This is a genomic window from Maridesulfovibrio bastinii DSM 16055, assembly GCF_000429985.1.
In the GTDB taxonomy this organism is placed as follows: Bacteria; Desulfobacterota; Desulfovibrionia; order Desulfovibrionales; family Desulfovibrionaceae; genus Maridesulfovibrio; species Maridesulfovibrio bastinii.
Window position 1 is genome coordinate 1 of sequence record NZ_AUCX01000019.1, and the last position, 21,517, is coordinate 21,517.

Sequence of the window (21,517 nt, forward strand, 5' to 3'; positions counted from 1 at the left end):
AGTCTTATGCTGTATGAGCAGTTTGGAAATTTAAAATTCAAGTATCGAAATAGATCGTTTTGGTGTCGAGGCTATTATGTCGACACGGTAGGTAAAAATACTGCAAAGATAAAAGAATATATCCGGCACCAACTTGAAAGTGATAAATTGGGAGATCAATTATCTCTCCCATATCCGGGTAACCCGTTCACGGGTCGCAAGTAACAGAAATGCAGCTGTCAGACTTTTAAATATGCGCCTGTTAGGGCGCTGCTGGTAACAGAGCCTTACAGGCGCATATGAAAAACCACCGGCTATGCCGGTGGATACTTATTATGTGAAAAAAATTGTTTTACGATGCTCAGATCGTTAACTGTATATTCACCACAACTATGGATAGTGGCTGTACAGGTCTAACCTAATGTTATGAATTTGTTTAAGTCTGTCATTAGCTATAGAAAGTTAATTAACAAAAAGCCCCATATTTAGAATCAGCTAACTTAGAAATAGCTATTCCTTCCATTTCAATAAGCCATCCTGGACGGCAGACGGCTCCTTTAACCATTATCCATGCTAGAGATTCTGGAAGTGATTCCCGCAAAAATGAATTAACAAGTTGAGCGTCTGACGGATCTCTCAGGTAAATGACTAGAATTTTGAGATCTTCCATCTCAGCTTTATATTGTTGTAATAGAGCTTCTATATTGATCAGGGTTCTTTCAGCCTGCTTTATTACATTTTGAGGATGAAGAATTTCACCATTTAAATCAATGCTGGCTGTACCAGAAATATAATAATGAGAACGATCTCCGTACATTACTCTCGTTGCTCTTTCAAAAGTGACATTATAGTCATAGGTGGGGCACAAATAATCTGGAGCATTCATATAAGTTATCTGATCCGGGTTTATTCCTGTGATGCAAAGAGTATCCATATTGATCAGATTAGAAGCACAGTAGCCTGATCCTTCTATTCCAGTACTCGCAATGTAATGACTTTCTTTAGTTAATCCTGCTGAATCAAACAATTCACGTCGAGCATCAACCATTCCCTGATAATTATTGTCTATATCCCGCACATATATCCATGTCCTTATGACATTATCGCGGATTGTTGCTTTGTATTTTGATATTGCCGAATCAAGATATGTAAAAGCCTGATGTGTCTGTTCATAGGATGAACCAGCTATACCAATTTTACTTTTGATCCATTGGCTACAATAGTTACCGTGTGTTACTGAAATATTTTCTTGTGCTTTGTTTACTTTAATACTGCCGGCAGTGGTTTTGATGTGGTACGCTTCTAATGCAATCTTTCCTCCCATAGCTGGAGGCTGTCCTATTATGCTTATGAAACTTTGTTCCTCAATATCCTTAATTCTCTGCTTCAACAGCGGAAGTTGGTTTGCTATATCACTGAGATGGAATCTTAAAAAAATTCCACTTTCATCTGAAAGTCCTTCCTGTTGCATTACCTCTTTATATTGCCCTAAAATATCCTGAACTGATCCAGTAAAGTCCAGTCCATGTCTTGATTCTGCAGCTATATATATTTCATCGCCAAGATTACTTTTATATTTTGAAAAAGAGATAGGATTACTCATTTATACAACCATTAAATATTCTTTTAGGTGCTTAAAAAAATGCAAAATTTTAATTTAAAAGCAGTTGAATAGATATCTTGAAATACAATTTAAAATTTTCTTAAAAAGAATATCTATTTATAATCTACAATAAAGCAACAATTACAAGGAATATAATTTCTATAGCTAAAAAGAAGATTTTGAATGCATTTGCATTAGATAATCAAAGTCTTTTTTGAAGAGATTTTATTAGTCAGAAGCAAAATTTGTTCTAAGCATAGATTTTCTTTCAGCCTGCTTGAGCTTTGAGAAAGATAAAAAGTAGTATTATATTTTTTAAGGCTTTGGTTAGTAGAGTTGAAATAATAGAAAAATTGTAATGCTGGCAGACTTATTAATTAAAATAGCTATGTGCGGGTATTCAGTATTGTTCAATATTGATGCGAATATATTTTGTTATTCAAAAAAATCCTGCAATTCAAACTTTTGATTTAAATTGCAGGATTCCAGTTAAAAAACTAAGGTTTGATATAAGCACAGCCTTCGTGCTGTAATCTGCATAGTTCTACTATACCAGCTGGAACAATTTCACACTGTTCAAGCATTTGTTCTTTTTTGAAACCAAATTTCTTCATTGAATTGTTACAGAGGCAAAATCTTACGCCCTGCTTATGAAGAGTTTTGATAGTTTCAACTTGATTTTGGGCCAGATCCTGCTTGAAAAGTTTGATTGCATCGCCATTTGCAACCATATGAATTTCCGCATCCTCTCCAGAAACAGCTGCAAGCATATTGGTAATGTTAGTTAATCCCATAACAAGTGCGCTGCCTTCATCATCCTGATCGAGGTGGAAAACCACTTTGTAATTCATCGGACTAATTCTCCCTAAAAGGTGTTTAAATTATAGGTCGGGACCATACTGCTACATTAATGAACAGGCAAGCATGAGTTGCTGCCAATTTTAAATTTCTTGAGTCTGATGTTTATAGCTTGATATAGACATTATATTATTAAGGTTGTATATATTATAAAAATTTTGTCTCAAACAAACATAGAAGAGGGATATATGAGCGAGCCTAAAAAAAGTGTAGATTATATTTTTCATGGTCTGGATGCTCTTGATATACTGCTTTGTTCTAAAGAAGCTGAAAATCTTGATGTAAGAAAAATTGTTGGGTTACTTCATCCTGTGCTGGAGGATGCCAAAAGGCGTGCTTTAACTGAATTGCAGGCTCGTAGCGGTTTGAAAGCAAAAGAATAAATGATTTTTAAATAAATCTACTGTTTTGGTAAAAGAAATAAAAGGGCATCCGTTTTTTTGCGGATGCCCTTTTAACTTACTGTTTAGAACTTAGTTTATTCTGTTTCATTAAAATTAAAACTTTTCATAATAACCAATTAATTGGGGGAGAGTAGAGTCCAGCTTGGTTAGTATGGGAAAATCTGGCTTTTAGTTGGGCCAATTTTTGACATTTTTCCATCAATAGCATTCATTCTGGCTTTTGCTGCCTCTTTCTGCGTCTTTGTATCAGCACGTTTAATAACTGTTTTTAAAAGTTTCTTAGCTGTTTCATATTGTCCTTTCATTTCATAAATCATTGAGGACCGGTACATTGCAGTTACTGCCCATATATTTTGCTCTGGATATTCATAAGCAAGCTTCAAGTATAACTTAAGGGATTTTTCCTTTTGGCCCATGGCGTATTCACCTTCAGCTATCCAGAATAATATTTCAGCTTGTAGTTCAGGTTTAAGTTCTGCGTGTTTTTTCCAAATTTCTTCAAGTATCACTTGAGCTTTATGCTTGTCTCCCTTCTGCTGAATTAATAAGGCCAGCTTCAATTCTTTTTCAGGCTCTAAAGAGCCTCCTGCGTTTGATAATTGAGAGTATAGCTCTAAGGCCGCAGCTTCATCACCAAGAAGAAGCTCATATTCCGTTTTAGCTACAAGGAATTCAATTTTTGCCTGCGGATTTAATTTTTCGACATCAATATGTTTAAGATAAAATCCTGCAAGCTTAAACTCTCTTTTGCTTATCGCGATTCTTGATAAAGCTATATAGCTGTCTGCGCCAAGTGCTGATTCCGGGAAAAGATATGCTGCTCTGCGTAAATTAGTGACATTATGATCTGATTCTATTGTTCGGTTCATCTCAGCAAAAAGGAGTAGTCTATCTAAAGGATGACTGTTTATAACTGAATTAATATCTTTTTCAGATACAGCTTTCCAGAACGAAGAATTAATATCAGGGAAATATTCCAGACCGGCAGCAGAACAAAGGCTTGAAGCTATAAAGAAAATATCTTTTCGTCCTGCCTCTGTTGAGGAAAGAATTTTGCTGAATGGGGTTTTGAAAGCTATACATCCTGCCAGCCTCAAGCTGAGGGGTAAGTTTGAAATATCAATATGTTCCCATGTTGCTTTAGCTTGTTCCAGATTATCGCTTAAAAAGCTGAAAGCCAGTTTGTAATTTTGAAGGGCGTTTACCAGATCACCTGATAATAAGAGAGAACCTGTTTCGCGATCAATTGTGGAAAGGGCTTCGTTGGGGTCCATTTTCATCAATTTCACTCTGAAAGCAGCCCATGCTGGAGAAGATGGGTCAGGTAGTTTCCAAATGTTATCTGATCCAATGGCAGAGGAGAGTGTTCCTGAAGCAAGAAAAGCCCAGGGATGAATCAGGCCGTTATCTTTAAACTTGTTTAATTCCTGAGTTGTTTTTCCTGTTTCTGCAAAAGTCAAAACTCCTTGCCAAAAAGTTTTAACAAGGTCATCGGATAATTCTGAGATAATTTCTTTTGAGTTTTCTATTGATCCAAGGCTTGCTGCTGCCAAAGATTTTGAAATCAGAATCCGGTCATTATCGTTTACCATTGTAGCGTTACCGGAAATAATTTCAGGAGCAGTGCTGTTCACATCGCCATTATGCCATTGCTTACTGACATTCAGAACAAAGTAAGTGGTAGGCCAAACAGTTGAAGCCTGTTTAATGGCTTGGTCTAAAATCATGCGTCTTGCTTCCGAAGCAGGGACCGGAGTAACTAGATAGCTCCAGAACATGTTCCTCCAGACATCAAACCAATAGCTTTTAAATTCAGTTTCTTTTTCAAACTGCTTTTTAAGTTTTTGGTCATCCATTAATTTTGCAGCCTGACTAAACCATATAAAAGATTGATCCGGCTTACCGAAGGATCTTAAAACCTGTCCACCCAACCAGAGTCTTTTAACTTCTGTTGAATTATCATTAAAAGAAGGGGTGCTTTGAAGAATTTTCATAGCTTCAGAGTAACGCCCAAGTAAGTATGAGGTGTTAGCACGTTTCATTATAAGTTCCGGAGATTCATCATGTTGCGAGTATGAATCAGAAAGAATATCCCAGGCTCCGTAATCTTCAAGCCAGGATTCAAAACTTTGTTTTTGGGGAGCGGCAGAAACATTAAGTCCAGATCCGAATAGAGATAGAGCCAATGCTGCAGACATAAATATTTTTTTATTTTTCATCATAATACCAGCCTGTATAATCAATAAAATGGATATGAAAAATACCGGGATAAATTCGTGATTAAATTTATCCGGTAACATCTATCAAACTTGATTGCCTTAATGACCTGAATCAGGTCAGCGGTAAAGTCAAATGTAAATAACAAAGTCCTATGAAGAGGAAAATGAAAATGTGAAATTTCAATTAAGAATATGGTCAAATATCCATGAGCCAACTTGGGAGATATAAAAAGTTCTCAAGCGGTCTAATCAGGTTTAATTGAATTCGCATTATAAGGATGTCTTCGATGAACCTTAATTTAAGATTAAAAATAGTAAAACATGAGCATAGAAGGATGGTATTTTTTAAATTTAGCTCTTAGCTTAAAATCTCAAAAATATGAATATGGATAAGGATGTAATCAAAAAAAACGCTTAGGAGCTAAATTTGAGTCGGCTTTTTTTACTAAATTTATAGGAAAGTTTTAGCTGACCTTTATATAAATAAATAATGTATAAATTTAATATGTTAATAGAATAGATATTCAAAGGGGAAGAATGAGACATTACTATTATATTTGTAAAATTATCGATAAGTTAGTTATTTCAGGTAGGTAGAGTATTTTTATTTTTAGTAAAGTTTACATAATTTACATTATGCGACAAAAATTAATATCATAAAATACAGTGAGTTATTAAGCTTTGACCAAATTGACCTGCTAATTAATGAGCTAATCCGGTTTTAAATTGTAACTGCCAATAAGCTGAACCCCATTCAGAACACTCAAATGGATATTTAGATGCCTAGGCATATATTGATATCAATTTAATGGTTTGAGCTTAATTTTGACTTGTTGTGATCCTGTTTTAAATAGGTTTATTCTCACTTTTAAGACACAGATGCAGTTCTCAGGTGGTTAGAAATGTATCCTTATTATGTTTACTTTTTGGTAAAACTGGAGCAGCTATTCTTATATGTTTGGCTGGGGTTGAGAAATTACTTTTCTAAATTCTCAATTCTATAATGAGCTTCAATCTAAATTCTACTCGATAATTTTGGATGAGAAATTTGCATTTATGATATTTTGTCAGACTTCCAAAATGAGAAATTAACAAAAGGTAGTTTTCACACTAAATTCTCAATATTAATTTAATTAAATGTTAACTTACAATTGAGAACTATTTTCTCATTAGGCCTCACCATACCGAGAATTACTTGTGGATAGTTGAGATAACTCACTCTCCCCTTTTATGGAGATGAATAGTAAATATTACTGCCTAATGAGGTAATGAAAAAATTATATGGGTGTCTGCTTATAGTTAGTATGCTCAGCACCATGCGTGAAATATCTGTTTCTATATGCATGCTCTCAAGGACTGCGGAAATAAAAAGACTGCAGCGTTAGATCAAAGGATCGCAACTTATTTATGGGATTAGAACGAAGAGCAATGTAATTAATTCTCAATTTTTTAGGCTGTTACTAAATTTAATCTTTCAAAGTTAATGGAATCTGTTTGCAAAAATTTTATCTGATTATGCGAGCTGTTAAATGAATACTTTAATTTCTTATTCAATTCTCTCTAGTCATTAAATAACCAATACCCTACTCATGATAGGTCATCCTGAATCAAAAATTATTATGATCGTTTAGCATGGCGTTAACATTTATTCCAACCTTTCAGGGTTATGGGATAGTTTCTTAAGTTAATGTTCTACTTTAACTTAACGGATAATACCCTTTGTAAAGGTCAACTTTTGGTTGCCATAATTGCAGACCACCCTAATCCGGTTATAATATTGGTGTAGCGTTAATAAAAAATTATTTCTAAAATTATAAGTCTAAATTTCTATTTTAAGGGTTTAAAAAAAATAAATTGATATCTAGTTCGAAAAATTAGATTTTTGCAACAGAAGCTAATTTAGGGGAATTTAAAAAGAATTAGACCTATTTCAAAATTTTATAACGAAATAAATGATCATATCTAGGTGAAATAAGTACTTAAAACACCTTCATGCGCTATAATTTAGTCCTCAAATATCGCAAACTTTGTCAATCTTGCTTTGTCTATTGCAGAGAAATTTTCTCGCCGAATCGAGAGGCTCTTTCTATCTAAGAGCAAGCGCCCTTCTTGGTATTTGATAAAATTTTCAAACTTATTCTATGAACGATTGCTACAGATATGAATATCGCGTTGGCGTATTTTGCTAGAGAAAGTGAAATTGACTTCCTAAATTTTTACTGATTTGCTGGATACTCTTTTACTTCTCGCTGGTATGAATTCTGGCAGTATCTAAATTAGGGACCTGTTCTTTATAGCCTTATCTTCAATTTAATTTTATTTTTTGATCCTAGGAATATGTTCAGTTCTTGAAGTTAAGCTTCAGCTTTTTGTCCAAAAAATTCTTCTATAAAATTGCTATCTACAAGAACGTAGTCTGCTCCGGTTAAAGCAATTGTTGAAAGATTATATTCTGAATTGAGACTGGATATTGTGAGTGAACAATCGAGTTCATGAATTTTTAAAATCTGACTTCCATTGGCTATTTCATTTATATTTTTAGAAGCCATAAATATAAGTGAAGCTCCTGCTCCAGCTGCGACCAACATTTGGGAACTATTTACAATTCCATTAATGCTGACATTAACCTGCCCTTTGCTCATGGTGTTGCAAGCTTTAAGAGATTCAATTGAAAATTTGAGCGTAGGAATAATGTTGGGGCTGAGTGTTAAAATTTTTCGAGAAGCACACAAAATATCATTTTCATACTTTTCTTTAATTTGAATAAACAAGGGGATGTTCGTGTGCTGCATATATTTCAAAATTTCAGAACTCTCTTTGTTCTCTATTTCTGAAATATACACTCCATGTAAAATCCCAAGTTGCAAAAAAAGTTTAATTTCATCCACTGTTGATGGGCAAAGAATAAATTTCAAAATTAGACCCTTAATATTTTGATTAAAAAAGAAAAGACAGAGCCTTAATGATTTATACCATAAGGTTCTGTCTTTTTTAGAAACATTATAAAAAAAAATGCAGGTATTATGCTGATCTTTGATACGGTGAAGCCGGAATATTGCTATTCCACAAAGAGCAGCAAAAATCTTAAAATCAGGCTTCTTCTTTTTCTTTTTCTTTTTCCTCGGATTCAATTTTTTCACCGGGAATTTCAGCACCTATGCTTTTAAGATATTTGTCACGACATTCGTAAGAACAAAAGCAAAAAACCTTATCCCCATTTTTTACTCTAATCCCACTGTCTTTTTTTACATAAGTGCCACATACCGGGTCTTTTATCATTTCTCCGGTACTGGCCATTTTTTGCTGATTTTTAGCAGCCTGTTCCTGTTTTTTCTGCTTATCACCTGAAAAAAGTTTCCAGGCTATAAAAAGAGCAACAGCTATAACCAGAAATTTAATCATTAATTCTCCGTTGTTAACGAAGGGCGTCTGTATAACGGTCATGGCCGAAAAAATCGACCATGACCGAATATTTTAATCCTGATAAATTTTATTTTCTTCAAGCTTGAAATCAATTTTTTCAAGACATGCGGAAAGAGAATCTCCATCCGGGAAAACAAAATCAGGGTCCAGATCCTTGAGAGGATATAGAACAAACGCCCTGTCTTTCATGCGAGGGTGCGGAACCTGCAAAAAGTCGCCAGCATTAATAACTTCATCACCGAAAGTCAGCAAATCGATATCAATTACCCGCGGTCCATTTTCAAGACCTCTTTTGCGGCCCATCTGCCCTTCAACTGCCAACAGGGTTGAAAGAATTCCCTGCGGGGACCAGAGTTCAGGATCAACATCAAGTCTTACAACCTGATTGGTAAACCATTGCTGATCTTTAAGTCCCTGCGGTTCGGTCAAATAAATTTCTGACCAACCTGCCGGTTCAATTCCTTCATATTTTTCAAGTCTTGCAACAGCCTCATTGAGGTTATCCTCAGTATCTCCAATATTGGAGCCGAGACCGATGTAAACTTTTAGAGTTGGGAAATCCGTGATACAGCCTCCTTTAGCCTATCGGTGTCAACCGTAAGTGAAATGCGGAAATATCCTTCACCGGGAGCACCAAAACCGTTACCGGGAGTAACAACAACGCCGGTTTCACGTAAAAGTTTGGAAACAAATTCTGCAGAAGTGTAACCCTTGGGGGTATTCGCCCAAACATAAATTGATGCTTCCGGAACCCGGCAAGAGATATTGATATTACGCAGAGCGTCAATAACATAATCACGGCGCTCTTTATAAATCTGGCGAAATTCCTTCACATAAGGTTCACCGTGTTTTAATGCCTCAATACCGGCTTCCTGAACAGCCTGAAAAATTCCAGAGTCACAATTTTCTTTAATTTTTCCAAGTCCGGCAACGAGTGTTTCGTTACCAACTGCCATACCTATGCGCCATCCGGTCATGTTGTATGTTTTGGAAAGTGAGTGGAATTCTATAGCAACCTCTTTTGCGCCCGGAGTTTCCAGAATAGAAAGAGGTTTTTTGTTATCATCATAGTAAACTTCAGTGTAGGCTGCGTCCTGAACAATAATCACATTGAATTCGCGGGCCTTATCAACCAGCTTCTGGTAGAATTCAGGAGTAGCAGTTGCTGCAGTCGGGTTATTTGGGTAGTTGGTGTAGAAAATTTTAGCTTTCTTCCATGTATCATCATCAATAGCGTCAAGATCAGGAAGGTAATCATTTTCTTCAACAAGGGGAATTGTCAGAACTTCACCACCGGCAAATCCGGAAGCAACCGGATATACAGGATAATTGGGAGAAGCAACAATAACGAGATCGCCCGGATTAACAAAAGCGAGGGGGAAATGTGCGATACCTTCTTTTGAACCGATGAGGCTGACTATTTCCTTATGTGGATCGAGATCAACATTAAATCTTTCTTTGTACCAGTCAGCTACAGCCTGTCTGAATGTGAGTAATCCTATATAGTCAGGATAACGGTGGTTTACAGGTTTTTTAGCTGATTCGTAAAGAGCGTCTATAATGAATTGGGGAGTCGGGAGATCGGGATCACCGATACCGAGACTGATAATGTCGACACCCTGAGCTGCCACTTCCTGCTTTACACGGTCAATTTCTGCGAAAAGATACGGTGGAAGGGTGGCAAGCCTGTCGGCAAGCTTGAATTCTGGCATTACTCTCTTACTCCTTGAGTTTTTTATTCAATTTAACTTATTCTTTTAAATGGGGATTCGGCTGCTGTCAATCAGCACTCGGCCTTGTTTAGCGTGAATCATAAGTGTACAACACTAATACATATGACCGATACCACTAACAATAATGAAAACACGCGTCACGCTTTTATTGAGCGTTACCTTGAATATCTGCTGATTGAACGAGGGCTTTCGGAAAACAGTCTGAGTGGCTATATGGCCGATCTGGATACTTTTTCCGCTTTCCTCAAAGAACGCTCTTCCAGTCTGGAAGAGGTGAACAGTCAAACCCTCATGCTCTATCTCACATATTTGAGATCGCGCGGATTAAAAAACCGTTCCATAGCCCGTCATCTTTCATCAATCAGAGGCTTATTTGGTTTTTGCGCTTCGAATGATCTTTTGAAAGACGATCCCGCCGCCCTTCTTGAAAATCCGAAACTACCAAAGAAACTCCCGGTATTTTTAAGCCGGGAAGAAATTGCGGCAATACTCAAACGTCCGGTCACAACCGATAAATTAGGTTTCAGAGACAGGGTAATGCTTGAGCTTCTTTATGCCGCAGGTATGCGTGTTTCAGAACTTATAAGCCTGAGTATCAGGGATTTCGATGCTCAGACAGGTGTATTAACTGTTTTTGGAAAAGGTTCCAAAGAACGCTTTGTACCGATTCATTATATTGCCCAGGATTTCTTAAACCAGTACATTAACAATTGGCGTCCGGCATTCAATCCTAAAGAAGATAACATCTTTTTGAATAGATCCGGCAAAGGCCTGACCCGCCAAGGGGTCTGGAAGATGATCAAAAGGTATGCGCAGGAGGCGGGAATAAAGAGATCAATATCTCCTCATACGTTCAGGCACTCGTTCGCAACCCATCTTCTGGAAGGCGGTGCGGATTTAAGAACCGTACAACTTCTTTTGGGCCACGCCGATATTAGTGCTACCGAAATTTACACACATATTCAAGCTGGAAGACTCATTCAAATGCATAGAAAATTTCACCCACGCTCAACAATGTGAGATCATTAACCATGTCATCAAATGATAATAAAATTCAAAGTAAAACTGTGATCACCGGCCACATTAATGCCGATTTCGATTGTCTTGCCGCAATAGTTGCTGCGGGAAAATTGTATCCCGAGGCGACACTTGTTTTCCCCGGCAGTCAGGAAAAAAATCTTAGAAATTTTTATATTGAAAGTGCCACTTACTTTTTTAATTTTAAGAATTTTAAAGATATCGATATAGATTCCGTAGAGTTGCTGGTTGTTGTAGACACCTCCAGAAGCCCAAGAATTTCACACGTTCAGAGTCTTCTGGAAAAAGAAAATTTGCGCATACATGTTTATGACCATCACATGGAATCCCAGTGTGATCTGAACCCTGAAAAAATAATTAAAAAGCCGTGGGGTTCCAGCGTTGCCATCCTGACTCATGAAATAAGGAAAGAAAATCTGACCCTGCATCAGGAAGAAGCAACGATTCTCGGAGTCGGTATATATGAAGACACCGGCTCATTCACTTTCAATTCCACTACCGAGCATGATTTCGAAGCTGCAAAGTGGCTGCTTTCTCAGGGAATGGAGCTTGATGTAATAACCGACCTGATAAACAGGGAACTTGATGGGCAGCAAATTTCTCTGCTTGGTGAGCTGGTAAGCAACGCCGCCACACATTCTATACATAATATAGATATAGTTATCTCAGAAGTCAGTACTCCTGATTATGTTGGAGATTTTTCACTTCTGGTCCATAAATTCATGGATATTGAAAATGTTAAAATATTATTTGCTCTCGCCCGGATGAACGACAGGGTTCATCTTGTGGCCCGCTCTAAAACACCGGAAGTTGATGTGGGAGCTATCTGTGCAAGTTTCGGCGGTGGCGGGCATACTTATGCTGCTTCCGCAACAATAAAAGACCGCACTCCGGCGCAGGTCCGTGATGAACTTTTTGCCCTGCTCTATTCACAGATCAATCCTTCAATTACAATTGAAAAACTGATGTCAAAACGCCCGGTAGTCATTCCGCGCAATATGACAATTGCCAAGGCTGTTGAAAAAATGACTCAATACAGCCTTAAAGGTGTGCCGGTAGTAGATTCACTGGATAATATGCGCGTTGTCGGGATTCTGGAACATAATATAGCAGACAAGGCTCTTTCCCATAAACTCGATAATGTTGAAGTTGAAATTTATATGCAGCAGACTTTTTCAACAATAACTAAAACAACTCCGCTTTTTGATGTGATGGACATCATTCTGGGGCGCAAACAGCGTCTGGTCCCTGTTGTTGATAAAGATAAAGTCATGGCGGTAATAACAAGAACAGATTTAATAAATCTCATGGTTCAGGACCCGGCCAGAATACCTGAATCACTCTATCCTGCTAAAAAGCAGGTTAGAAATATCGCTAATATCATGCGCAACCGTCTCCCGGAAAATATTCTTAATATCCTGGAGACTGCCGGCAGACTGGCTGAAGAATATGGAATTGAAGTTTATATTGTAGGGGGATTTGTAAGGGATATAATTCTTACCCGAAATAATCTTGATCTTGATCTGGTTGTTGAAGGCGAAGGTATTTCTTTTGCTAAAAAACTAGCTGATAATCTTGGTGGGCGCATTAAGTCCCATAACAAATTTAAAACAGCGGTAATTATTTTACCTGACGGCCAGAGGATTGATGTGGCGACAGCCCGTCTTGAATATTATGAATACCCTGCCGCCCTGCCGACCGTTGAGCTGTCATCTATAAAGATGGACCTTTACCGACGGGACTTTACCATAAATGCTCTTGCGGTTCATCTGAACCCTTCTAATTTTGGCAAACTCGTTGATTTTTTCGGTTCGCAGCGTGATATAAAGGAAAGAGTTTTAAGAGTTCTTCACTCTCTTAGCTTTGTTGAAGATCCTACCAGAATTTTAAGGGCGATACGCTTTGAACAACGTTTTGGATTCACCATAGGCGGGCAGACCTCAAGACTTATAAAGAATGCTCTCAAACTTAAACTTTTCAATAAACTTTCAGGCTATCGAATTCTTCATGAATTAAAAATAATTTTAAAGGAAGAAAAAGTTCTGCCTTGTCTTAGCAGACTGGATGAACTTGGGATTCTGGAAGCTGTTCACCCTTTGTTGAAATTGTCTTCAGCCCGGACAAAAGTTCTTGCTGAACTAGAAAAAGTTCTGGACTGGTATGAAAGACTTTACCTAGAGCCCGAGATTTCACGCTGGAAAACATTTTTTCTTGGAATGTGCCTCGGAATTTCTAAAAAAAATATGTTCCAAGTATATCAGCGTCTTAGCTTTTCTCAAAGTGAAGAAAGAGAATTTATTCACATGCGAGAAGCAATCTTCATGGCTTCAGGACGTATAATTAATGTTAAACAGGAGCTGGCCCCGAGCAAAATTTATGAAATACTCTCCCCTGTTCCGGTTGAAGGAATCCTCTTTATAATGGCCAGAGCAGAAAGGGAGAATGTAAAAAAGAATATTTCCCAGTACCTGACAATAATAAGAAACAAAGAGATTGAAGTCGGCGGGGATGATCTTAAAGATATGGGACTGATTCCGGGGCCGGTTTATACAGAGTTGCTTAATGAAGTGAAAATGGCTTGTCTTGACGGGGTTGCCCGCACTCGTGAAGATCAGCTTGAATTTTTGAGGAAAAAAGTCCTCTCTTTGAGAGAAAAATCACAAAGTATGACAACAGGTCCACTATTCGGAAAGCTTAATGATATGTGATATAGTTATTTGTATTTTTTATTGCCCTTAAGGTGCAAGGTGTGTAGAACAACAACACTTTCGGTTTGCCGTTGGCTTCACGTCGACTTCGGTGTATTGCTTTAATCAGCCGGATGAACTGGCAGCCGTAATCGTCTTGGTCCCGCTAATAATCACGGCAAGGAGTAGAACAGGCTTTACTCCTGTTTTGTTTGTGATATTGCGCTTATTATTTATATACCCTAAAGTCGGATAGCAAGGTTAATAAAAGTTATGGAAGTACTCTGGGCTCCCTGGAGAATGGACTACATATTAGGCCCGAAGCCTGATGAATGTGTTTTCTGCATTCCTGAGCATACAGATGAAGATGAAGAACGCTGTATTCTGCTTCGAGCCGAACACTGTTTTGTGCTGCTGAATAAATTTCCGTATAATAACGGACATTTGATGGTCTGCCCTTACAGGCATGTCAGCAGCCTGACTGATTTATCGGAAGAAGAGTCTTGCGAAATTATGAAATGCGTTACCATAAGCTGCAAGATTTTAGAGGAAACGTTTAATCCTCAGGGAATTAATGTAGGACTCAATATCGGAGAAGCTGCGGGAGCGGGCATAGCCGCCCATCTTCACTTCCAGTTGGTTCCCCGGTGGAGCGGGGATGCCTCTTTTATGGCTGTATTCGGTGAAACTACTGTTATCCCGGAACATCTGTCCTCTACCTACAAAAAGCTTAAGCCGCTGTTTGACAGGTACGGTAAGTAACACTTAAGGAGGGTTTAATGCGTTACTTGAAAGTTTTGGCTCTGATTCTGCTTTTCTTCCTTTCAATGGTCTTTTTTGTACAGAACACACCCGAGTTATCAAAGGAAGTGACTCTTTCACTTGAGCTGGTTCATTATAAATTCGTCAGCGTACCGCTTCCTTACTATCTTTTGATTCTGGTTTCATTCTGTATAGGCGCAATTCTCTGCCTGATTTATTTCATGGCTGACAAACTGCGTCTTACAGGTATTTTGCGTGCTTATAAAACCAGAATGGCTACTCTTGAACAGGAAGTTAACTCACTGCGCAATCTTCCCCTTGAGGAAAAGAATTACCCCTCCTCCAGCGACAGCGAAGAAACTGCCGAATAAATATCCGGAGATGCATGTTGTCATTTTTCGGTCTGTTTAAAAATAAGAACCTGTCGGCGTCCGCATCACGGACGTCTTCAGGTTCTTTTTCTCTTTTGAAATCAGAAGCGGGACTGGCTGATACCCGTGCTGCCATTGATGAACTGTCTCAGGTTGTTAAAGATAACCCCGAGGCTGTTGAAATCTACCTTGCCCTTGGCAATCTTTACCGCTCACAGGGTGAATTTGACCGCGCTGCACAGATCAGAAACAGTCTTATAGTCCGTCCGGGACTGGACGATACTCTCAAAGCAAGAACACTGTATGAGCTTGGAAGAGATTTTATGCGTGGAGGCTTTCTGGACAGAGCTGAAAACGCATTTGACAAAGCCCGTGAAATTGTAGGAGATTCTCCTGAAATAATTCGTGAGCTTGCCGGACTCGCTGCCGGTGTACGCGAATTTGAAAAAGCGGCACAATTTTATTCCACTTTGCGTATGCCTCTTCAAGAGGCCCATTATCTGGCCCGCGCGGCTGAGGATGAATTTAAAGAATCCCAGAGCAAAGGCTTTAGAACCGTCAAAAAAGCTCTCAAGGTTGCAAGCGGTTCTATTGAAGCATGGTTGCTGTTGCTTTCAGAATTAAAAAAAGAAGCAAATCTTAAAGAATTTTCAAAAAGATTTCCCGAGGCTTTAAACCATGTGCCTCTGGATCTCAGGTTTACGCTTGTTGAAGGCCTTCTGACAGGAGCTCCTTCTTCATGCGGACATACGGCTATAGAAACAGATCTGGTAACCGAAAGTGACCGCGCTTTTTATAAAGTTATGCTGGAAGCTCTCGAAGCTACATCCGAGATAGATGTAACCCTTTGTTATTACGGAGCAAGACTCCTCCATCTTTGTGGAGAGGAGAAAGAGGCCCGCCTCTGGCTTGAAAAAACACTGGTTCTCAATCAGAATTTCTGGCTGGCCCGTCTTGAGCTTTTCCGCCATGCCAAAGAAGAACAGACTCTGACTCCATTTTTCAGCAATCAGCTTGACTTTTTTGTCAACGTTGCCTGCGAAGTTAAACGCTTCACCTGCTCGGGTTGCGGACTTAAAGGAGACAGGTTATTCTTCGTCTGTCCTAAATGCCATAGTTGGTATTCCATAACTTTCCGTAAAGAATTGAACCAGTAAAAGAGACCCGCCATATTGTGAGCAAAATTAAACTCACCCCCATGTTTGAACAATACCTCCAGATAAAGGAGGAGCACCCGGATGCACTTCTGTTTTACAGAATGGGGGATTTTTTCGAACTGTTTTTTGAAGACGCTGAAATCGCAGCCCGCGAACTTCAGATCGCTTTAACATGCCGTAATCCCAATTCGGACGTAAAGGTTCCGATGTGCGGAGTTCCGCATCACGCTGTAGAAGCTTATCTTTCGCAACTGCTGGATAAGGGTTACAAAGTTGCGCTCTGCAACCAGATTGAGGACCCCAAAGAAGCCAAGGGCCTTGTAAAACGTGCCGTAACGAGAATCTATACTCCCGGAACTGTTGTTGAAGACTCAACCCTCAAGGCTAAGACCAACAACTACCTTGCCGCCCTTTCCTATGATCATGATAAAAATTATGGCGGACTCGCATGGGTGGATTTTTCAACAGGACAATTTACAGGTATTTCCAGCAGAAACGAAGCCGAACTATGGCAATGGATTATGAAAATCAGTCCGAAAGAAATTATACTCCAGCGCGAGTATAAAGTTCCTTCCGGATATTCTGATCTTGATGCCAGAATTACTTATGCTCCTTCTGCCGGATATTTTAATCTTAAAAGTGCGGAGCAAAGTCTTTTTGAATGCCAGAATGTGGCTGATCTTCATGCTCTGGACCTTCATAACAAGCCTGAGCTGACAAAAGCATGCGGTGCCGTACTGGCATATCTGCGGCAGACCCAGATGTGTGAAATGAAGCATCTGCGCGAATTTTCGCCTGTAAATATTGCCAGACATCTTATTCTGGATGATGTTACAGAACGAAATCTTGAAATTTTTAAAAGGCTGGATGGCAGAAGCGGTAAAGGCACGTTAATTAACGCGATTGACCGTACCCTCACCCCGATGGGGGGCAGAATGCTCGCGGCGAGACTTAGAGAACCGTGGCGTGAATTTACCACCATTGAGAACAGCCAGAAAGCAGTCTCTTTTTTTTATGAAAATGATTCACTGCGGGGAACCTTAAGAGAAAAACTTAATTCCATTTATGATCTTGAAAGGCTTTCAACAAGAGTCGTCCTTGGCAGAGCTACCCCCAAGGATTTTATCAGCCTTCGTCAGAGTCTCGGAGAACTTCCGGAAATAGGCGATATTCTGGCTTCTGTTGTCCCTGAAAAGAATTCAGCTGAAGATTCGGGCTTTTCTGATAATTTAAGGGAGATAATTTCAAAATGGGACTCCATGGCGGATATTGCCGCTGTGCTTGAAAGAGCTCTGGTCAACTCTCCTCCGCCGCTTATTACCGAAGGCGGACTTTTCCGCAGCGGATATGATGATAGACTTGACGAACTGATTCAACTGACCGAACATGGTGAAGCAAAGCTTGATGATCTGCTCGGCAGTGAAAAAGAAAAAAATGATCTGCCTAAGCTTAAAATAGGCTATAATAAAGTTTTCGGTTATTATTTCGAAATTTCCAAAGCTTATAAGGGACAGGTTCCGGACTACTTTGAAAGACGCCAGACACTTGTAAATAGTGAAAGGTATATTACTCCGGAACTTAAGGAGCTAGAGGAAAAACTGGTTTCAGCTTCAGACGAAAGGAAGAGGCTGGAATATAATCTGTTTCAGCAGCTGCGTGAGCGCATTGCCGCGGAGCGAAGCAGATTTATGTTCATGGCAGATGCTGTTGCGGCTCTGGACTTCTGGCAGGGACTTGCCGAGGCGGCAAGAACCAATTCATGGGTCCGTCCGGAAATTCATTCGGGAATGGAAATTGAAATTGATGAAGGACGCCATCCTGTGGTGGAGGCGGTTCAGGGATCAGCCAATTACATACCCAACAGTATCACTATTGACGAGAAAAGACGTATTCTGCTGATTACCGGTCCTAACATGGCTGGTAAATCCACAGTTCTCAGACAGGTAGCCATTATGGCGATCATGGCACAGATAGGTTCTTTCGTTCCCGCATCCCGCGCGGTGATAGGACTGGTGGACCGGGTCTTCTCTAGGGTTGGAGCCTCGGATAACCTTGCCCAGGGTCAATCCACCTTCATGGTCGAAATGATGGAAACCGCTAGGATTCTGAGACAGGCTACCAAACGAAGTCTGGTAATTCTGGATGAAATCGGACGTGGAACCAGCACTTTTGACGGCCTTGCCCTGGCATGGGCGGTTGTTGAAGAGCTCTCCAAAAGGGCCAAAGGCGGAATAAGAACTCTTTTTGCAACTCATTACCATGAGCTGACCTCGCTTGAAGGGGTTATAGAGGGACTGAGAAACTTTAATATCGCTGTGCGGGAATGGAAAGGAGACATTCTTTTTCTAAGACGTCTTGTTCCGGGACCGGCAGATAAAAGTTACGGTATTGAAGTTGCCCGACTGGCTGGTGTTCCGCGCCCTGTGGTTATAAGGGCGAGGGAAATTCTGGCTGAACTGGAAAAAAAATCACAGAATCAGGAATCTGCGGGTTCAAAACAGTCTGTTGTTCAAAACATTCTGCCCGGACTTATTAACAAGGAACACAATGTTCCTGTTAATAATGTGGAACCTCCGTTTGTTCAGGAACTCAGGGATCTTGATGTCAACGGGCTCTCCCCTATTGAAGCACTGACTGTGATTAACAGATGGAAAAAATCTCTTGGAGAATAGTAAATGAAAAAATCACTCTGGTTGAAGCAGGCTGTTGTTCCTGCCATGCTGATGCTGTGCCTTGCTTTATCCGGTTGCGGAGTCAAAATATGGCCCTCACCGGTTAAAAGTGAAGACATTTTTAAAATCGCATCGGTAAACGGCACCAGAAGCGGCAGTTGCCTTACAGTCACGGTGAAGCTTTCCGGAGCATACCAGAATCTGGCCAATATCAGCATGCAGTATCAGGCTGATGGAGACGGTCCCGGAGAAGGATGCCCCACCTGTCCGTTTTTTCCAGCAAACCGTGAGAACTATATACCCGGAAGCAGTAATATTTCATCTGACGGAGCAATTCTGTCCTTCACCGAATGCGGGTTAGATCCGCAGAAAAGTTATCGTTGGAGAATTGTTGCAAGCAATGTGTATGATACACTTGGTCTTGCTATCTCGGATGTTTTTACTGCAGCACCATAAAATTAAACGGAGTCCCTTGATATGAACTATTTTGAATTTAAAGATAACGAACTTTTTGCTGAAAATATCAGCGTTACGGAACTTGCCCACGAGTATGGCACTCCACTCTATGTTTACAGTGCGGCTACCCTGCGCCGTCATTTTGATGCTTTTGACTCTGCTTTTTCAGGTCTTGAGCATCTGACCTGCTTTTCTGTTAAAGCCAACTCAAACCTCAGTGTTCTTAAACTCCTTGCTGAAAAAGGAGCCGGAATGGATATCGTTTCCGGAGGAGAACTCTATCGCGCCCTTAAAGCAGGCGTTCCCTCAGACCGCATTGTTTATTCCGGTGTAGGCAAAAAAGCGTATGAAATTGCTGAAGCTCTGAAAGCCGACATACTTATGTTCAATGTTGAAAGTGTCGGAGAGCTTCATCGCATCAACGAAGTTGCCGGTTCCATGGGTAAAAAAGCACGCATCAGTTTCCGTATCAATCCTGATGTTGATCCGAAAACCCATCCTTATATTTCAACCGGAATGAAAAAAAATAAATTCGGTCTGGAAATTGAAAATGCTTTTGAAGCATATAAGACCGCTAAAGATCTTCCCAATGTCGACCCTGTTGGAATGGACTGCCACATCGGTTCACAGTTGACAGAGATTGCACCTTTCCTTGAAGCTCTGGAAAAACTTCTCAAGTTTAACCAGAGACTTAAAGATATCGGCATTAATATTTCCACCCTTGATCTCGGTGGAGGACTCGGCATCACTTATGATGAAGAAGAACCGCCTCATCCTAAAGAATTCGGAGAAGCTCTTACAAAGGCATTAAAGGATCAGGGCCTTAAAGTAATACTTGAACCCGGACGTGTTATTGCCGGTAACTCCGGCATTCTGGTAACTGAAGTTGTTTATACTAAAAAATCACCTACAAAGAATTTCCTGATTGTAGATGCCGGTATGAACGATTTGATCCGCCCTTCTCTCTACGGTTCTTATCACCGTCTGGAAGAGGTTGTAAAAAAAGGACGCCCGGAAATTGAGTGCGATGTTGTCGGCCCTATCTGCGAATCAGGAGATTTTATCGCCCGTGACCGCAACCTTCCTGAAATGGAACAGGGAGAACTGCTGGCTGCATACTCTGCCGGAGCTTACGGCTTTACAATGGCCTCAAACTACAATTCACGTCCCCGCGCTGCGGAAGTCATTGTTGACGGTGATGATGTGATAGTTGCCCGCAGAAGAGAATCTTACGAGGATCTCGTTAATCTTGAATGCTGATAATCAAGTAGGCTTAAGCTTATAATCAACACCGGCGTATATTTTACGCCGGTGTTGTTAAAGACAGTTTCCAGCATGACCTGTTTCGTGCCTCGAATCTGTCTTTTTGTTTTAAACCGTGTTTTTTTAATTCAGCTGATGGACTTATATGGCCAGATTGAACTCATTTTATCTTTCCCCAGATAAATGGCAGAAACCGTTCACGCTACAGGACGGTGAAGCCCGGCACATGCTTAAAGTTTTGCGGACTCCGGTTGGTGAAACTGTCAGAATTTTTGACGGTCAGGGCAGGAGCGGTCTTTTTGAATTGCTGGAAGCGACCAAAAGCAAAGCCGTACTTACGCCGCTAAATGAGGAGTTCTTTGAAGATTCCCGCAATCTGACCCTGGCTATAGGCTGGAATAAATCTTCACGCCGAGGTTGGATTTTAGAAAAAGCAGTTGAACTTGGCTGCCGTTCCATTATTTTCTTTCAAGCGGAAAGAAGTCAGGGAAAAATTCCTGATAAAAATAAGGAAAAATGGCAGGATGCGCTGATAACCGCGGCTAAACAATGCGGCAATGTCTGGCTGCCTGAAATTAAAACCATCGGCGGTGGAATTGACGGACTGACTGAAATATCAGGAGAATTTGATAATAAAACCGTGCTGTGGGAAAATCAGGGCAAGGGCAGCCTGTTTAATCCGGCTGATTTTTCAAAAGGTCAATCCATAGTTGTCATCGGTCCTGAAGGTGGACTTTCAGAGCTTGAAGTTTCTAAACTTGAATTGAATGGTTTTAAGCCGCTCAGCCTCGGGACCAGTATTCTGAGATGGGAAACCGCTGCTGTTTTGTGTTTGTCTGCCTGTTATCTGGAATCACAAAAACATGCGCAGTAATAGCACACGGAGTTGAAA

At 40.0% G+C, this 21,517-nt stretch carries 18 protein-coding genes; 11 read left to right on the forward strand and 7 right to left on the reverse strand.

Translation table 11 applies throughout. The features are described from left to right. Window positions 1–204: IS200/IS605 family transposase (locus G496_RS0110375; RefSeq protein ID WP_027179235.1), on the forward strand; the 204-nt coding region annotated here is incomplete at its 5' end. A gap of 241 nt (window positions 205–445) precedes the next feature. On the opposite strand, the gene G496_RS19380 is transcribed toward G496_RS0110375, so the two are convergent. Then, the gene (locus G496_RS19380; RefSeq protein WP_051294974.1) at window positions 446–1,582 is read right to left on the reverse strand and encodes a Rid family hydrolase; all 1,137 of its coding nucleotides are present in this window, start codon (window positions 1,580–1,582) and stop codon (window positions 446–448) included. A 497-nt stretch (window positions 1,583–2,079) separates the two neighbouring features. Then, window positions 2,080–2,433, reverse strand: coding sequence for a DsrE family protein (locus tag G496_RS0110385; protein ID WP_027179236.1), 354 nt, complete (start codon window positions 2,431–2,433; stop codon window positions 2,080–2,082). A 195-nt stretch (window positions 2,434–2,628) separates the two neighbouring features. On the opposite strand from G496_RS0110385, the gene G496_RS0110390 reads away from it, so the two are divergent. Next, window positions 2,629–2,823 carry a hypothetical protein gene (locus G496_RS0110390; protein WP_027179237.1) on the forward strand — a complete coding sequence of 65 codons (195 nt, stop codon included), beginning with the start codon at window positions 2,629–2,631 and terminating at the stop codon, window positions 2,821–2,823. A gap of 167 nt (window positions 2,824–2,990) precedes the next feature. Here G496_RS0110390 and G496_RS0110395 read toward each other — a convergent pair whose 3' ends face one another. From G496_RS0110395 to G496_RS0110420, 5 genes are all read right to left on the reverse strand, one after another. After that, the gene (locus tag G496_RS0110395) at window positions 2,991–5,066 is read right to left on the reverse strand and encodes a tetratricopeptide repeat protein (RefSeq protein WP_034633029.1); all 2,076 of its coding nucleotides are present in this window, start codon (window positions 5,064–5,066) and stop codon (window positions 2,991–2,993) included. Window positions 5,067–7,417: 2,351 nt separating this feature from the next. Next, on the reverse strand, window positions 7,418–8,194 hold the full coding sequence (locus G496_RS0110405; protein ID WP_027179239.1) for a beta/alpha barrel domain-containing protein: 777 nt from the start codon (window positions 8,192–8,194) through the stop codon (window positions 7,418–7,420). Continuing rightward, window positions 8,154–8,465, reverse strand: coding sequence for a transcriptional regulator (locus G496_RS0110410; RefSeq protein ID WP_027179240.1), 312 nt, complete (start codon window positions 8,463–8,465; stop codon window positions 8,154–8,156). Before G496_RS0110410 ends, G496_RS0110405 begins: the two co-directional genes overlap by 41 nt. A 72-nt stretch (window positions 8,466–8,537) precedes the next feature. Then, window positions 8,538–9,053 carry a 2-amino-4-hydroxy-6-hydroxymethyldihydropteridine diphosphokinase gene (folK, locus tag G496_RS0110415; protein ID WP_342665378.1) on the reverse strand — a complete coding sequence of 172 codons (516 nt, stop codon included), beginning with the start codon at window positions 9,051–9,053 and terminating at the stop codon, window positions 8,538–8,540. Beyond that, window positions 9,032–10,198 carry an LL-diaminopimelate aminotransferase gene (locus G496_RS0110420; protein ID WP_027179242.1) on the reverse strand — a complete coding sequence of 389 codons (1,167 nt, stop codon included), beginning with the start codon at window positions 10,196–10,198 and terminating at the stop codon, window positions 9,032–9,034. The genes folK and G496_RS0110420 overlap by 22 nt, the downstream gene beginning before the upstream one ends. Window positions 10,199–10,321: 123 nt before the next feature. Here G496_RS0110420 and xerD point away from each other — a divergent pair, with 123 nt between their 5' ends. The 9 genes from xerD to G496_RS19385 all read left to right on the forward strand — a co-directional run bounded on the left by xerD (window position 10,322) and on the right by G496_RS19385 (window position 21,499). Next, complete coding sequence (xerD, locus tag G496_RS0110425) at window positions 10,322–11,239, forward strand: site-specific tyrosine recombinase XerD (RefSeq protein WP_027179243.1); 918 nt, start codon at window positions 10,322–10,324, stop codon at window positions 11,237–11,239. Window positions 11,240–11,250: 11 nt separating this feature from the next. Continuing rightward, window positions 11,251–13,965: a CBS domain-containing protein gene (locus G496_RS0110430; protein ID WP_027179244.1), complete on the forward strand. Its 2,715-nt coding sequence runs from the start codon at window positions 11,251–11,253 to the stop codon at window positions 13,963–13,965. A 252-nt stretch (window positions 13,966–14,217) separates the two neighbouring features. Further along, window positions 14,218–14,706: an HIT family protein gene (locus G496_RS0110435; protein WP_027179245.1), complete on the forward strand. Its 489-nt coding sequence runs from the start codon at window positions 14,218–14,220 to the stop codon at window positions 14,704–14,706. Window positions 14,707–14,723: 17 nt separating this feature from the next. Next, the gene (locus G496_RS0110440) at window positions 14,724–15,077 is read left to right on the forward strand and encodes a LapA family protein (RefSeq protein WP_027179246.1); all 354 of its coding nucleotides are present in this window, start codon (window positions 14,724–14,726) and stop codon (window positions 15,075–15,077) included. A gap of 14 nt (window positions 15,078–15,091) precedes the next feature. Then, the gene (locus tag G496_RS0110445; protein ID WP_245577899.1) at window positions 15,092–16,234 is read left to right on the forward strand and encodes a tetratricopeptide repeat protein; all 1,143 of its coding nucleotides are present in this window, start codon (window positions 15,092–15,094) and stop codon (window positions 16,232–16,234) included. Between the two features lie 41 nt (window positions 16,235–16,275). Beyond that, window positions 16,276–18,906 carry a DNA mismatch repair protein MutS gene (gene mutS / locus G496_RS0110450; protein WP_034633030.1) on the forward strand — a complete coding sequence of 877 codons (2,631 nt, stop codon included), beginning with the start codon at window positions 16,276–16,278 and terminating at the stop codon, window positions 18,904–18,906. Between the two features lie 3 nt (window positions 18,907–18,909). After that, window positions 18,910–19,362 carry a hypothetical protein gene (locus G496_RS0110455; protein ID WP_027179249.1) on the forward strand — a complete coding sequence of 151 codons (453 nt, stop codon included), beginning with the start codon at window positions 18,910–18,912 and terminating at the stop codon, window positions 19,360–19,362. A gap of 21 nt (window positions 19,363–19,383) precedes the next feature. Further along, entirely contained in the window at window positions 19,384–20,622 is a 1,239-nt protein-coding gene (gene lysA / locus G496_RS0110460; RefSeq protein ID WP_027179250.1) for a diaminopimelate decarboxylase, read from the forward strand. 148 nt (window positions 20,623–20,770) lie between these two features. Further along, window positions 20,771–21,499, forward strand: coding sequence for a 16S rRNA (uracil(1498)-N(3))-methyltransferase (locus G496_RS19385; RefSeq protein WP_034633009.1), 729 nt, complete (start codon window positions 20,771–20,773; stop codon window positions 21,497–21,499). Window positions 21,500–21,517 lie beyond the last annotated feature (18 nt).

Excerpts from the sequence above, each read along its gene's own strand:
- G496_RS19380 (WP_051294974.1), bottom strand. The coding sequence starts at position 1,582 with ATGAGTAATCCTATCTCTTTTTCAAAATATAAAAGTAATCTTGGCGAT.
- G496_RS0110385 (WP_027179236.1), bottom strand. The coding sequence starts at position 2,433 with ATGAATTACAAAGTGGTTTTCCACCTCGATCAGGATGATGAAGGCAGC.
- G496_RS0110390 (WP_027179237.1), top strand. The coding sequence starts at position 2,629 with ATGAGCGAGCCTAAAAAAAGTGTAGATTATATTTTTCATGGTCTGGAT.
- G496_RS0110395 (WP_034633029.1), bottom strand. The coding sequence starts at position 5,066 with ATGATGAAAAATAAAAAAATATTTATGTCTGCAGCATTGGCTCTATCT.
- G496_RS0110410 (WP_027179240.1), bottom strand. The coding sequence starts at position 8,465 with ATGATTAAATTTCTGGTTATAGCTGTTGCTCTTTTTATAGCCTGGAAA.
- G496_RS0110420 (WP_027179242.1), bottom strand. The coding sequence starts at position 10,198 with ATGCCAGAATTCAAGCTTGCCGACAGGCTTGCCACCCTTCCACCGTAT.
- xerD (WP_027179243.1), top strand. The coding sequence starts at position 10,322 with ATGACCGATACCACTAACAATAATGAAAACACGCGTCACGCTTTTATT.
- G496_RS0110430 (WP_027179244.1), top strand. The coding sequence starts at position 11,251 with ATGTCATCAAATGATAATAAAATTCAAAGTAAAACTGTGATCACCGGC.
- G496_RS0110435 (WP_027179245.1), top strand. The coding sequence starts at position 14,218 with ATGGAAGTACTCTGGGCTCCCTGGAGAATGGACTACATATTAGGCCCG.
- G496_RS0110440 (WP_027179246.1), top strand. The coding sequence starts at position 14,724 with ATGCGTTACTTGAAAGTTTTGGCTCTGATTCTGCTTTTCTTCCTTTCA.
- G496_RS0110445 (WP_245577899.1), top strand. The coding sequence starts at position 15,092 with ATGTTGTCATTTTTCGGTCTGTTTAAAAATAAGAACCTGTCGGCGTCC.
- mutS (WP_034633030.1), top strand. The coding sequence starts at position 16,276 with ATGTTTGAACAATACCTCCAGATAAAGGAGGAGCACCCGGATGCACTT.
- G496_RS0110455 (WP_027179249.1), top strand. The coding sequence starts at position 18,910 with ATGAAAAAATCACTCTGGTTGAAGCAGGCTGTTGTTCCTGCCATGCTG.
- lysA (WP_027179250.1), top strand. The coding sequence starts at position 19,384 with ATGAACTATTTTGAATTTAAAGATAACGAACTTTTTGCTGAAAATATC.
- G496_RS19385 (WP_034633009.1), top strand. The coding sequence starts at position 20,771 with ATGGCCAGATTGAACTCATTTTATCTTTCCCCAGATAAATGGCAGAAA.